The organism is Spartinivicinus ruber (assembly GCF_011009015.1).
Lineage (GTDB): Bacteria > Pseudomonadota > Gammaproteobacteria > Pseudomonadales > Zooshikellaceae > Spartinivicinus > Spartinivicinus ruber.
This window is the reverse complement of record NZ_CP048878.1, coordinates 3,075,587-3,089,113: the sequence shown is the minus strand read 5'-3', so window position 1 is coordinate 3,089,113 and position 13,527 is coordinate 3,075,587. Positions and strand designations below refer to the sequence as shown.

The window sequence follows — 13,527 nt, the reverse complement described above, 5'->3', positions numbered from 1 at the left end:
CGATGCAGTCAAACGCTACCCATAATAAAGGTATCATCGCTTGGTTTGCGGCTAACTCCGTTGCAGCCAATTTGTTAATGCTGTTTTTACTTGCCTTAGGTATCGGCTCAGCGCTGTCTATTAAAAAGCAGATGTTCCCTGACATTAAGCTCGATACGATCGTTGTATCAATCAACTACCCAGGTGCTTCACCCAGTGAGGTTGCACAAAGTGTGACTTTACGGGTGGAGTCAGCCGTTCGCTCAATTGCTGGTATAAAAAAAATGGATGCAAGAGCAGAACAGGGTTATACGGTCATTATTTTGGATATTGAAAAAGGCTTTAATGTTGATGAAAAACTGGACGAAGTGCGTACAGCTGTTGATAGCATTACCAGTTTTCCGAAAGCAGTAGAAAAGCCCAGTATTCGTAAAGTAACGCCCAAAAACCGAGTTATTTGGGTAGCCCTTTATGGCGATGTCAGTTATTCCACGCTGCATCAAATCAGCCTGGAAGTCAGGGATGAAATTCAGTCATTACCGGAAGTGAGCAAAGCAGAACTTTTGGGTGCACGCAGCGCTGAAATTGCCGTTGAAATTACTGAAACGCAACTACAAGCCTACAACTTAACCTTTGCTGAGGTAGCTGATGCTATCCGTAATAGCTCTGTGGATATTGCAGGCGGCACCATCAAAGCAAAAAATGGTAACATCCAATTACGGGCTGAGGGGCAAGCACAAACAGAAACGGAGTTTCGGGATATTATAATTCGAGCCAATAGTGATGGCTCGTTGCTGCGTCTAGGGGATATTGCCACCGTATCTGATAGCTACGAAGATACCGGGGTATTTTCTCGCTTTAATCAAAAAATATCGATTGGCCTATCAGTAGAAGCAGCCGGTGACAATGAAATTGCGACTTCAGCTGCCGTCAAACAGTACATTGCTGAAAAACAAGCCTCACTGCCCGACACCTTGCACATTGATTATTGGGGGGATACCTCATTTTATCTGCAGGGCCGCCTGAATATGATGCTGGAAAATATGGGGGCTGGTGCATTGTTAGTGTTTCTGGTGCTCACCCTGTTTTTACGGCTGCGGGTAGCGTTTTGGGTCGTATTAGGCATACCCATCAGTTTTCTGGGGGCTATCTGGTTGATGCCTGTGGGCCCATTCCCCGTATTTATTAATATTGTGAGTTTATTTGCTTTTATCCTGGTGCTAGGGGTCGTCGTCGATGATGCCATCATTATTGGTGAAAGTGCCTACAGTGAAATTGTCCAAAGTGGCCATAGCCACCAAAGCGTTGTTACAGGGGTTAAACGGGTAGTGGTACCTGCTACCTTTGGGGTGCTAACGACCATGGCTGCATTTGCCCCGATTTTAACCGTGGGTGGCACGGCTGCGCCTTTTTTTGAATCTATCGCTATGGTGGTCATGCTGTGTTTATTTTTCTCTTTGGTTGAGTCTAAACTGATATTGCCCGCTCATCTGGTGCATATGAAATATACAGTCAATCAGCAAAATTGGCTGACCCGCTTGCAAGATAGGATTGATAGTAAACTGCAAGCTTTCATCCAACGCTTTTACCTGCCCTGGCTAAGTAAAGCATTAACTTATCGGTATACGACAATTGCGATATTTGCTGGCATGCTCATTATTACTGTTGGTGTACTAAAAGGGGGGATTGTTCGTTTTATTTTCTTTCCCAATGTACCTTCTGACTTTATTGAAGTGGCCTTAACCATGAATGAAGGCACCTCCAATGAAGCGCGTAATAAGACACTGCAGCATATTGAACAGGCGCTGGCCACCATTGATCAACATTATGCAAAAGCTAATTCAAATCAGCACTTAGTCAAGCATATGCTCACCTATACAGAAGACGAGCAACAAGGTGACATTGTTGTGGAGTTAACCAAATCAGAAACACGGCAGTTAGATGCTAATGCTATCACTGAACAATGGCGTAAAGCGGTGGGTAGTTTACCTGGTATAAAACAGTTGAACTTTGATTCCAGTACTAATGCTGGTGGGGGTGCTCCCATATTTTATCAACTTTCCAGCCGTAACGAAGTGGAATTAACCAAAGCTGTGCATGAGTTTAAAGCCCATTTAGCCAGTTATGACGGGGTGTTTGATATTGAAACCAGTTACAGTTCTCCCCAACCTGATCAGGTATTAAGCTTATTACCAGAAGCCAAAGCCTATCAGTTGCGGTTAGCAAATATTGGTGAGCAACTGAGACAAGGGGTACATGGTGAAGAAGTGCAAAAATTCCAACGTGACACCTCGGAAGTGACTGTTGTACTCCGTTACCCAAAAATAGAGCGCTCTCATTTAGGGGATTTGGGCAATTTTAAAGTCAGGGTGGATGGTGAAAACAGTATGCCACTTAATCAAGCCGTTAGCTGGTCTGAACAAACGGCACCGGCCTCAATTCGCCGGCTTAACGGCAGAAATGTGGTTACTATTAGTGCAGATATTGATCCCAGTAAAATTGAACCACAAACGGTGATTCAAACGTTGGAAGAAGATTACCTTCCCCAATTAAAAGCCAACTACCCTTCCCTAACCACTGATTTAGAAGGAGCCAGTCTGGAAGAGCAGCAAACCCAGCAAAAAATGATTACAGCAGCGTTGTTTGCCTTATTGTTAATATATGCATTGATTGCCATACCGCTTAAATCGTATAGCCAACCCCTATTAATTATGGCCATTATTCCCTTTGGTCTAATTGGTGCCGTAGCTGGACATTGGTTATTTGGTTTATCCTTGAGTATGATGTCTATTTATGGGTTAATTGCCTTAGCTGGCGTATTAGTAAATGATAGCTTAATTTTGGTTGACTTTATTAACCATTCCCTCAAACAAGGGAAAACCTTATCAACAGCTATTTTAAACTCAGGTAAAACTCGCTTTAGAGCCATTATGCTCACCTCAATCACCACCTTTTTAGGGCTAGTGCCGATTATTTTAGAACAAAGTTTACAAGCACAAATTGTCATTCCAATGGCTGTGGCCTTAGGGTTTGGAATTTTGTTTGCCACAGTAATCACACTATTTTTAATCCCCGCTTTATATGGCATTTTTATTGATATCCAAAAACTGGCAGCTAAATCTACTAATAAAAGTAATAACCCACTTAACGTAAAAGCCCTGCCAGACAACCATTAATATACAGTCGCTATTAGCCATCTATTATTTTTTTAACTGCCAATAGCGACGTTTTCTTCCAGCTCTGCAAAAAATCATCATAAGCGGTATAAAGTCACCTTTACCCTTTCCATTACCAAATCTATACTGACTGCAACTGTCGGTGAATAGTGATGTTAACTTTTACTGACGATGATTGAGCTTTTCACTACTATTCTAAACAGTGACATCCTGTCAGGCAGTCTCACAGAATAGATTATCAATCAATATTGCATAGCCAAAGCGTCAGTTTTTTAGGGGCTAGTCTGTTACTGCAAGGCTAACGACAGCAGCACTAGTTGAATTAAAAAGTGCTAAAAGGGGCGGCTGTCGAAGAGTAGCAACAACTCCTAAAAAGCATTCGCGAAGGGTATAAATAAAGGGAATTAGACCATCAGGAGGGATCTATGAAATCCACCAAGCTAGTATCGCTTGTATCTTTTGCCGTTGTCGCAAGCGTTGCTTCCAATTCAATTTTAGCCGCCAGTCAAGGCAAAGAGGACGATATTGAACTTTATGGGGAGATAGAAGTTCGATCAGTCAATCGTGAAGCTACTGACTTAGATACCTTTGTTGATAAAGCCAGAATAGGCTTAAAAGGTGCCCATGAGCTATCTAATATGGCTGGCTCAAAAGCCCGTTGGCAAATAGAATATAATCTGCCAGTTAATGGCCCAGCAAACAGCTCTACTGACACAGGTGATGTAAGTTTACGTAAAGCTCTTGTTAGTTTACAGGGAGGTTATGGTGAGTTCATTTTTGGCCGACAAAATAACATCTTAGCTGATACTAAAAAGATTGATACCTTTAAAAATGATTCAGGCACATTTTTGTTTGCACCTGATCGTGTAGGTAACGCTATTTCCTATGTCACTCCTACAATAAGTGGCTTTCATGGTTATGTACAGTTAGCTACGGATGCATTTACAGAAACACCTTCTGGAGATGAGGATGAAGTTGATGCAACCATATTTGGTATAAACTATTCAGATGATACCTTCTATTTTGGTATCTCTCGTTTTGATTCTGAGTCTGATTATATACCTACAGAGATTGGTGTCACTTCACTAGGTTTTTCTGTTTCATTTGGTGATTTTAGTGTATTTGGCACCTACCAAGATGAAGAAGATGACACTCAAGCATATGGACTAGGGCTTGGTTATTCTATGAATGACTGGACATTTAAGACTGGTGTCAATGGCTTTACATCTGATAAAGATGGCTCAGGAAAAAGCTTTGGTAGAATGGATGGCGACGATGATGAAGGCAATGCAGTCTTTTTCCTAGCCGAATATGCCTTAGGCCATGGTGTTTCTACGTTTGCTCAATATGTCTACTATGATGATGATGCTGAAGACGAAGGTTTTGGTGGTAGCGCTTTCTCAGTCGGTATAGCTGCAGACATCAGTCGTACACTAATGTAGTCAGTTTTTTAATAAAACCGCGTTAGCAGCACTTGTATTTAGGGGTGCTGCTAACAGTAGTTTGTTTCAATTTACTTGGTTTTCATCCAGTACTGATCATCAATGGCTTTGGTTTCTTCACTTAAATGAGGATTATCGATATTAAACACCATTCGTTGATCCATTTTCACTTTTTCGAAAGTACTTTTGACTAATGGGTCACTTTCAAAAAACTTGATAAACGAGCCATCTTCATACGCTTTTTTAAAACCATTGGTTAATGCGTCCGCTAATGGTTTAGCAGCGGGTGACACAAAGAAAAACATAGGGAATTTATATACCACCATTAGTTTATCATCCACTACCAAGTCAGGTAGCTTATCCACGCGACTGGCCACTTCACTATAGGGCTCGATAACGGCTCTTGGGAATAAGTCAACTCGCCCACCGTTCACCAATTTAAAGATACTTTCAAAGTTAGCCACTTCCTTGACCTTAAAGCCGCCGGACTTGAGTACATCGACATCAGCCCAGCCTTGTCCTTGAATCATGGTTAATTTATCCAAGTCTGCTTTGGTTTTAATATCACCTAATTTGGCTGCCATGGTTTTATTCGTGATAAAAATACGATGCCCTAACAGCCCTCTAAAGACTGGAAAACGAATCGGCAACAACCCTTCTTCTAATGATTTACTAGCCCCTAGCCAATCAACACTCAGCTCCCCTTTTTTCAGTAAATCTACTTTTCGATCCTGGGCATTTACCACTGACCGATAGGGCTTCATATTAGCTGTCTCGCCAGATTTCTCGACCAGAAATACAAGCAATCGGCTGGCATAAGCATCTAAATCAGAGCCTTTTCGTAATACCGGGTGAGTAATATCAATGGCTGCAAACACACTGGTAGTGCCTACAAGATATAGGAGGGCAAGGATAAAAATAGGCTTGAGTTTCATTTTTCTACTTCTCTTCTTGTGACTGCATAATGAAAGGTCATAGCAAAATTTCACTCTAAGCCTAGTGCAAGACTACAAAAAATTCCAAATAGTTAAAGGCAAAATTGATTAGTTAACTTGCTATACATTTTAATTGGCATGAAAGTTGTCGAAGATGGTATGAAAGAAATGCATGTTATAGGTGCATCTCAGATGACGGAGGGCGAGTAACTAAAGCAACTCATTAACTTAAATAGAGTGGAGATTGGCATACTACAAATAATGAAACAGGAGGGGGAAATAAAAAAACGTATTGAGCAGATTATCAATGAAGTAACCCAATAACGGTTATTAGTGGTTACTATTCCTAGTATTGGTTCAATAATAACTGATAATCTTTGCCGGTTTTTATCTTATAAATCACATCAGATACACCAGATAAACGGTCTTGACGTTTTTTGTGCAACGCTGAGCACAGCAAAACCGAATAGCCTGGCTAAACATATCATCACCTAACATCATGTGCTTTATTAGAAAGAGTAAACGCCTTACTGCCCTTGCCTGGACTGCTCCACATAATATAAGGCTTTATTAGCATGTTTAATACAGGAATGAAATTTCTCAACTGCTTGAGCCGTCTTTGCTAAAGAAAGCAGCCCTACTGCTTTAGAATAACTCAAAGTACCTGCAAAACCCTCCGCCTTAGCAATATCCATTCTTTCCCAGGTCGTATTTACCAAGGCAGCACATTGCTCGCGATAGTTATGTCGTGCAGAACAAGCAGCTAGCAAAGTAATTAATAACAACAAAATAGCGACAACTGATTTGTTAAGCGTATTTTTCATTTCCAGTGGTTCCTGTCAAAATAGCTATTATTTTGATTCAAGCATGCTATTAACTGACTCATAAGTCAAAGTAATACTGACTATTCCTTCTGCCAAGCTTGATTTGTTATGCCTTACATTGACATTATCCAGCATTGATCGCACACTTTTTGGCATCAATTAATAGCAAATTTACTAGATACTCACTAGTAATAACCTGTAGTGCATATGTAATCAGCATTGGAAGCTCTATAAAAGTTAAGGTGTAAACTTATGACAACCCCCATTTCAATTGCAGGCCTTTCAATTCATGCTGAGTTGACGCCAGCTTATGAAACCATTTTTACCGATGAAGCTATGGCATTTATAGCTGAACTGGTTAAAGAATTTCAATCCCAACTGAGCACATTATTAGCAGAACGGAAACAACGCCAAGCGCTTTTTGATAAAGGGACACTGCCTGATTTTTTAACTGACACAGCCGAAATTCGAAATCGCGACTGGAAAATTGCAGGGATACCTGCTGACTTGCAAGACCGCCGAGTTGAAATCACTGGGCCGGTTGATCGTAAAATGATTATTAATGCCCTCAATGCCAACGTTAAAGTGTTTATGGCGGATTTTGAAGACTCTCAGTCGCCCAGCTGGGATGGTATTGCTCAAGGCCAGGTTAATTTGCGCGATGCCAATGTTGGCACCATTGAATATACCCACCCTACGACAGGTAAAGAGTACCGATTAAAGGATGATCCTGCGGTATTAATTTGCCGGGTCCGCGGCTTACATTTACCAGAAAAGCATATTACCTATGACAATACACCAATTCCTGGCTGTTTATTGGATTTTGGTTTGTATTTTTACCACAATTTCAAAACCCGTTTAGCCAAAGGCTCTGGGGTCTATTATTACCTTCCCAAATTACAAAGCCATCAGGAAGCTGCTTGGTGGTCACAAGTTTTTAAATTTACTGAGCAAAAATTTAAGTTGGATTCAGGCACTATCAAGGCTACAGTATTGATCGAAACGCTGCCTGCGGTATTTGAAATGGATGAAATTTTATATGCAATGAAAGAGCATATTGTTGGATTAAACTGTGGCCGCTGGGATTATATTTTTAGTTATATTAAAACCCTGAAAAATCACCCAGACAGAGTTTTACCTGATCGTCAACAAGTAACAATGAATCAGCCTTTCCTCAGTGCTTATTCCCGTTTGTTAATTAAAACCTGCCACAAGCGTGGCGCGATGGCCATGGGGGGGATGGCGGCTTTTATTCCCAGTAAAGACCCAGCTGTTAATGAACAGGTGATGGAAAAGGTAACATCTGATAAAACCCTGGAAGCAAGCAATGGGCATGATGGTACCTGGGTAGCACATCCTGGCCTAGCAGATACAGCTCTTGCAGTATTTGATCAATACATACCGGCAGATAAACCCAACCAGTTACATGTGCTTCGTGAAGAAGACCCAACCATTACAACAACAGATTTATTAGCCCCTTGCCCTGGGGAAAGGACGGAGCAGGGAATGCGTAATAATATTCGTGTCTCTTTGCAATATATCGAAGCTTGGATTAACGGCAATGGCTGTGTACCCATTTATGGATTAATGGAAGATGCTGCCACAGCGGAAATCTCACGTACCTCTATTTGGCAGTGGATTAAACATCAAAAGGATCTGGATAATGGCCAGGTGATAACCAAAGCCTTATTTAGAGAAATGCTTGACCAAGAAGCAACGGTTGTACAACAAGAAGTGGGTAAAGAACGTTGGAAACAAGGCCGTTTTGAAGAGGCGAAAAAAATATTGGATGATATTACTACTCGAGATGAGTTGGTCGAGTTCTTAACCCTACCAGCTTATGGGTATTTACCTTAACAAGACAATACGCCTATTCCTGCGGGACAGACAAACGATATAGAACCTTGTGAGGCATGGATGCTGATTAGAGCATCCGGGGAAGGTTGTGACCATAATGGATCATGGGAATACAGTTTATGCAACAAGGAACATTCAACTGCCTGCATGTTCTGGACTGTTTATCTGTCCCTATCAGCAAATTAAATATTTATTTCACCTTCCCCGCCACCTCTACAATTAACCGCCGTAACCATTGGTGTGCTGAGTTATGTTGTAATAGTGGGCTCCAGGCCATTTTTAATTCAAAGGGTGGGATTTCAAACGGTGGTTGTTTAATCACTAACTGATTGTTTTTTTGTTGTAATAATGCTGCACGGGTTGGCAGGGTTGCCACTAAATCTTTTTCCTGGGCTAATAAAGTAGCCACTTGATAATGCCGGGTAAACACACTGATATTGCGTTTTTTCCCTAGTTTAGCTAAGGCTTCATCAACCCAACCCAGTCGTTGTACATCTTGTGGCGTAATCCCCACACCAACACCCATCCCCGTTTTACTCACCCAGATATGTTGTGCCTGCAAATAATTCGCTAAGTTAAAATCTGCTAAAATAGGGTTTTCCACGCTGATTAAACAGGAAAATGTATCCTGCCAAATAGTGGTTTGATGGAAAGACTGAGGCATTTCATCAAACCGGTTTATCGCCATATCCACCCTCCCCTGTTCAACATCTAAAAAACTGACATCGCTGGGGGTGAGTACATCCAAAATCACTGTTGGCGCTTCATGGCGAAGCCTTTTTAATACTGCAGGAATCAGCGTAGATTCTGCATAGTCGCTGGCCATAATGCGGAAAACCCGTTGACTATGCCGAGCATCGAACGCTTTTTGCGGTTGTAAAGCTTGCTCAACCTTGGCTAATACATCGCGAATGACGGGTTGTAAGTCCTGGGCTCGTTCTGTTGCGGCCATCCCTTCACTGGTGCGAATCAACAGCGGGTCATCAAACAGCTCCCGTAACCGCCGCAGCCCATTACTCATGGCCGGCTGGGTAATCCCTAAATGGGCAGCCGCTTTTGTCACATTACGTTCTCTAAGTAGCACATCCAGGTAAACTAATAAGTTTAAATCCACTCTCGCTATATTCATTTTAAAAATACCGAAGATAAAAAGTATAAACTTCCTAAATCATCTCACAGTTTCTACTATTTGTCCTGGCCCAAAGATTTCATCGAATACCAAAGATTCTGGGCTATAGTTTACCCAACGCACGACTAAGGGCCCCTACCAATTAATATGTATAAAGGGGCAGGCTAATCCAACGTAATTAACCACAAGCCAATAATGACAATGATATTTGGCGTAGCAACAGCATCCTAACAGTCCACAGGAGTCATGGTAATGGCCAGCTACAACCGTACTGATGAAATCATCCGCATCGAGCAAGATTGGCAAAATAATCCCCGTTGGCAGCATGTTAAACGCGATTACTCAGCAGCTGATGTGGTGCGTTTAAGAGGCTCAATTAAAATAGATTATACCTTCGCCAAACAAGGGGCTGAAAAATTATGGCAATTAATTCATGATCAATCAGGTAAAGGTTTTGTCAACAGTTTAGGTGCATTGACGGGTGGCCAGGCAGTTCAACAAGTGAAAGCTGGGGTAAAAGCGATTTATTTATCCGGTTGGCAGGTAGCCGCCGATAATAATACGGCACTGACCATGTATCCCGACCAGTCATTATACCCGGTAAATTCTGTCCCTTATGTCGTAGAAAGAATTAATAACGCTTTTTCACGGGCTGATCAAATTCAATGGCAAAAAAATATCGGCCCAAATGATCCCAATTATATTGATTATTTTGCGCCGATTGTGGCTGACGCTGAAGCTGGTTTTGGTGGTGTATTAAATGCTTATGAATTAATGATGGCGATGATCAAAGCTGGTGCCTCCGGTGTCCATTTTGAAGATCAACTGGCTGCAGTAAAAAAATGTGGTCATATGGGAGGCAAGGTATTAGTACCTACCCGAGAAGCTATCCAAAAATTAGTGAGTGCCCGATTAGCTGCTGATGTTGCAGATACCGCTACCTTGGTTATTGCTCGTACTGATGCGAATGCGGCCAACCTTATCACCTCCAATATTGACGAATATGATACCCCCTTTATTACCAATGAGCGCACCAAAGAAGGCTTCTACCAAACCAATGCTGGAATTGAGCAGGCAATAGCGAGGGGGATTGCCTATGCCCCTTATGCCGATTTATTGTGGTGTGAAACAGCCACACCTGACTTACAAGAAGCCAAGCAGTTTGCTGAAGCGATTAGAGATAAATATCCCGAGCAATTACTCGCCTACAATTGCTCGCCTAGTTTTAATTGGAAAAAACATTTAGATGACGCCACTATTGCAAAATTCCAACGGGAATTATCAGCCATGGGCTATAAATTCCAATTTATCACCTTAGCAGGTATCCACTCTATGTGGCATGGCATGTTTGATCTCGCCTATGATTATGCCCGTAATGATATGGCAGCTTATGTTAAATTGCAGGAAAAAGAGTTTTCAGATGCAGAGCGAGGTTACAGTTTTGTAGCTCATCAACAAGAAGTCGGCACAGGCTATTTTGATGATATGACTAATGTGATTCAAGGTGGAGAATCTTCAGTGACCGCACTAACGGGATCAACTGAAGAGGAACAATTTTAATCACTATTTTCAATCCTGTGATGTATTGCACCTGTATAACCGGTAAGAAAGTTATGAGAAATAATTAAATAATAATATTTTTATTAAGATGCGTGATGCCTATTGAACTAATTCTCTAGTTAAATAGGCATTTTTTTATCAGAAAATAACTGAATTAATATTTTTAGTTACTCTTTTTTTACACTTAACCACACCATTCCTCCAATAACTAATGCCATGCCAACAAAGTGATAAAGTGTGAAAGCCTCATTTAGCACCACAATGGCTAATACAGTAGTAATAACAGGCCCTAACGTAGCAATTAGTGAAGTTTGTTCCGAACCAAGCCGAGCAATTGCTTCACTCACCATAAATGAGGGGAGCACTGTGCTAACAATGGCAATCATTGCCGCAATAATAATAACTGGCATGCTCACCCTAAGGTCCATCAATTGATGGGTTAATAAAAAGTGGATAATGATAGCCAAACTAGCAGATCCCATTGCAATACAAGTAAATAGCCTGCTTCCTACTTTTACTACCCGCTTTTTGCTAAATAAAATATAACAAGCAAAGGCAACTGCACTGGCAAATATATACATACCTCCTACTAATGTATAATGGTTTGATACTTTAAAGTCATGAGTAAAAATTAACATTACCCCTAAATAAGTAGTAAAGAGTACCCCTGTAGTCTTTTGAGTAATAGGTGTTTTGTATACTATACGGCTAATAACTACCACTAGTGTGGGGAAGATGAACAAAATCAGTCGCTCTAATTGAGCCGATACCATGGTTAAACCAACTAAATCCAGATAGCTTGCCAGATAATAACCCAACAAACCAACAGCGACACAAGGCCAAAACTCTATTTGCAATGTGGCTAAGGAAGTTGATTTGCTAAACAGTAACCAAATGCCAATTACTAGGTAAAAAGGTAGAGAAAATAACATTCTTAATGTCATTAGAACAACACTATCAACACCATACTGATAAGCCAGTTTGACAAAAACAGGTTTAATAGAAAATAGAATGGTAGCTAAAATAGCTAACCCAAACCCAACTGATTGGTTGCTGATAATTAAAGAACTAGCGGATTTTGCTTGATCAGCCTGTTTAACACCACTCACCTACTTCCCCCATATCAAGGTTTTAGGCTGCGGTGTATATCTGGCTGAGAGTCTATTTATGAGAGTAAAAAATAGAAAGGCCGCGATAAACCGCAGCCAATATAAAAAATGATTTAACAATTAAGCAATTTTTGGCTGCATGGAAGAACCAAGTCGCCAGAGCACTTGTTGCAAATGCACAATACTGTTTAAAGTAAATGTTGATTTATTGCTTTGATACATGAAACGCTATATTTCTAAATTAATAAGCTAAAAAATATGTCTACCAATATAATAAGGGTAATATGAAAAATCAATTACTAAATTATGTTATTGCAAACACGATGGCTGCTGCCGCAATACCAATACCTGCCGCCAAGCCAAATAATATATACAATCGACTAGATAAAGATTGTGTACTGGCATTGATTGCTTCAGTGACTTCTTCCCGTTGGGTTTGCTGATCAACAGAGCGGTTATCCAGGACTTGTTGTGCGGCTTGAGTAGCTTGTTCTTTTGCAAGCTTTTCGATTGCACTACTGGCTTCTTTTGCTACTTTGCTTGCTTCTTGAGACGCTTCATGCTTTACGGTGTGTTTAATGTCTTTTAACTGCTCTGCACTTAATTCTGCTGGTGCAGCCATTGCTAGTTTTTCCTTGAGGTGCTCTAGTTGCTCGGTAACAGAAGAGACCAACTGCTGAAATTTTGCATCAACCTGACTTTCCACTTCATTATTGAGCATTTCTTGTAAGCTCGCCTGGGTCTTTGTTTGCACCTCTGCAATCATTTCTGGACGAGCGGCTGTCAGTGACTTGTCAACTAACTGCTGACTGGTTGACTCAGTTTTTTCTAATGTTGTATTTAATAGCTCAGTTGTAGCACGACTAATTTGATCCGGTAGCTGCTGCTCTAATTGAGCCTGTAGTTGAGATTCTACTCGTGATTCGATTTGCTCATTGCGCTCATTGATTAAAGGTGTTATTTGGGTTTGAATCGCTTCTGCTACTGCAGCTTGAACTGCTTTTTGAACTAACTGTTGTATCTGGGCTTCAATGTCAGCTGTTGAGACTGCCACTTCGGCAGCAGCAGGCTGTTCTACTACTTCTGGCGTAGGCTCAGGTATTAAAGCCGCAAGTTGTTCTAAAGAGTCGAGCATCTCTGCAATTTGTTTTAATGTTGCTGGTTTTGGCAAAACGGCTACAGCGCCATGAGACTTTGCTTCCGCGGCATACTCATCACCATCTTTAGATGTGCACATTACAACAGGTATGTTTGCCCATTGTGGATTATTTTTAATCGCTTGGGTTGCTTCTAAACCATCCATGCCTGGCATCATGTGGTCCATAAAGATTACATCAGGCTGACTGTCACCTAATGACTCAAGAGCTTGCTCGCCAGACTCTGCAAATGCAACAGATACATCCATTTTTTCTAACATTTTGCGCAGCGAATATCGAGCAGACTTGGAATCATCGACAACAAGAGCACTTGATATGGCCATGTATTTCCCCCTGGTGTTGAGGCCTCCGCCCTAAGT

9 protein-coding genes are annotated in these 13,527 nt (G+C 41.2%); 4 read left to right on the top strand and 5 right to left on the bottom strand.

All coding sequences use genetic code 11. The features are described 5' to 3' along the window. Positions 1–2 precede the first annotated feature (2 nt). Both G4Y78_RS14400 and G4Y78_RS14395 read left to right on the top strand, forming a co-directional pair. Positions 3–3,155 carry an efflux RND transporter permease subunit gene (locus tag G4Y78_RS14400; protein ID WP_163833682.1) on the top strand — a complete coding sequence of 1,051 codons (3,153 nt, stop codon included), beginning with the start codon at positions 3–5 and terminating at the stop codon, positions 3,153–3,155. Between the two features lie 425 nt (positions 3,156–3,580). Then, positions 3,581–4,597 (top strand): porin, encoded by a 1,017-nt coding sequence (locus G4Y78_RS14395; RefSeq protein WP_163833681.1) that lies wholly within the window; start codon positions 3,581–3,583, stop codon positions 4,595–4,597. 71 nt (positions 4,598–4,668) lie between these two features. On the opposite strand, the gene G4Y78_RS14390 is transcribed toward G4Y78_RS14395, so the two are convergent. Both G4Y78_RS14390 and G4Y78_RS14385 read right to left on the bottom strand, forming a co-directional pair. Next, positions 4,669–5,532 carry an amino acid ABC transporter substrate-binding protein gene (locus G4Y78_RS14390; RefSeq protein WP_163833680.1) on the bottom strand — a complete coding sequence of 288 codons (864 nt, stop codon included), beginning with the start codon at positions 5,530–5,532 and terminating at the stop codon, positions 4,669–4,671. A 527-nt stretch (positions 5,533–6,059) separates the two neighbouring features. Continuing rightward, a complete protein-coding gene (locus G4Y78_RS14385; protein ID WP_163833679.1) occupies positions 6,060–6,356 on the bottom strand; it encodes a hypothetical protein in 297 nt (98 codons plus the stop codon). A 252-nt stretch (positions 6,357–6,608) separates the two neighbouring features. Between G4Y78_RS14385 and aceB the strand changes: the two genes are divergently transcribed. After that, positions 6,609–8,213 (top strand): malate synthase A, encoded by a 1,605-nt coding sequence (gene aceB, locus G4Y78_RS14380; protein ID WP_163833678.1) that lies wholly within the window; start codon positions 6,609–6,611, stop codon positions 8,211–8,213. Between the two features lie 190 nt (positions 8,214–8,403). Here the strand turns inward: aceB and G4Y78_RS14375 are convergent, their stop codons facing one another. Further along, positions 8,404–9,342, bottom strand: coding sequence for a LysR family transcriptional regulator (locus G4Y78_RS14375; protein WP_163833677.1), 939 nt, complete (start codon positions 9,340–9,342; stop codon positions 8,404–8,406). Positions 9,343–9,594: 252 nt separating this feature from the next. Here G4Y78_RS14375 and aceA point away from each other — a divergent pair, with 252 nt between their 5' ends. Next, a complete protein-coding gene (aceA, locus tag G4Y78_RS14370; RefSeq protein ID WP_163833676.1) occupies positions 9,595–10,902 on the top strand; it encodes an isocitrate lyase in 1,308 nt (435 codons plus the stop codon). Between the two features lie 167 nt (positions 10,903–11,069). On the opposite strand, the gene G4Y78_RS14365 is transcribed toward aceA, so the two are convergent. Together G4Y78_RS14365 and G4Y78_RS14360 are read right to left on the bottom strand one after the other, a co-directional pair. Continuing rightward, complete coding sequence (locus G4Y78_RS14365) at positions 11,070–12,011, bottom strand: DMT family transporter (protein ID WP_163833675.1); 942 nt, start codon at positions 12,009–12,011, stop codon at positions 11,070–11,072. 304 nt (positions 12,012–12,315) lie between these two features. Next, positions 12,316–13,491: a response regulator gene (locus G4Y78_RS14360; protein WP_163833674.1), complete on the bottom strand. Its 1,176-nt coding sequence runs from the start codon at positions 13,489–13,491 to the stop codon at positions 12,316–12,318. Positions 13,492–13,527 lie beyond the last annotated feature (36 nt).

Bases quoted from the DNA above. Each gene is read 5' to 3' on its own strand.
- G4Y78_RS14400 (WP_163833682.1), top strand. From the start codon at position 3: ATGCAGTCAAACGCTACCCATAATAAAGGTATCATCGCTTGGTTTGCG.
- G4Y78_RS14395 (WP_163833681.1), top strand. From the start codon at position 3,581: ATGAAATCCACCAAGCTAGTATCGCTTGTATCTTTTGCCGTTGTCGCA.
- G4Y78_RS14390 (WP_163833680.1), bottom strand. From the start codon at position 5,532: ATGAAACTCAAGCCTATTTTTATCCTTGCCCTCCTATATCTTGTAGGC.
- G4Y78_RS14385 (WP_163833679.1), bottom strand. From the start codon at position 6,356: ATGAAAAATACGCTTAACAAATCAGTTGTCGCTATTTTGTTGTTATTA.
- aceB (WP_163833678.1), top strand. From the start codon at position 6,609: ATGACAACCCCCATTTCAATTGCAGGCCTTTCAATTCATGCTGAGTTG.
- G4Y78_RS14375 (WP_163833677.1), bottom strand. From the start codon at position 9,342: ATGAATATAGCGAGAGTGGATTTAAACTTATTAGTTTACCTGGATGTG.
- aceA (WP_163833676.1), top strand. From the start codon at position 9,595: ATGGCCAGCTACAACCGTACTGATGAAATCATCCGCATCGAGCAAGAT.
- G4Y78_RS14360 (WP_163833674.1), bottom strand. From the start codon at position 13,491: ATGGCCATATCAAGTGCTCTTGTTGTCGATGATTCCAAGTCTGCTCGA.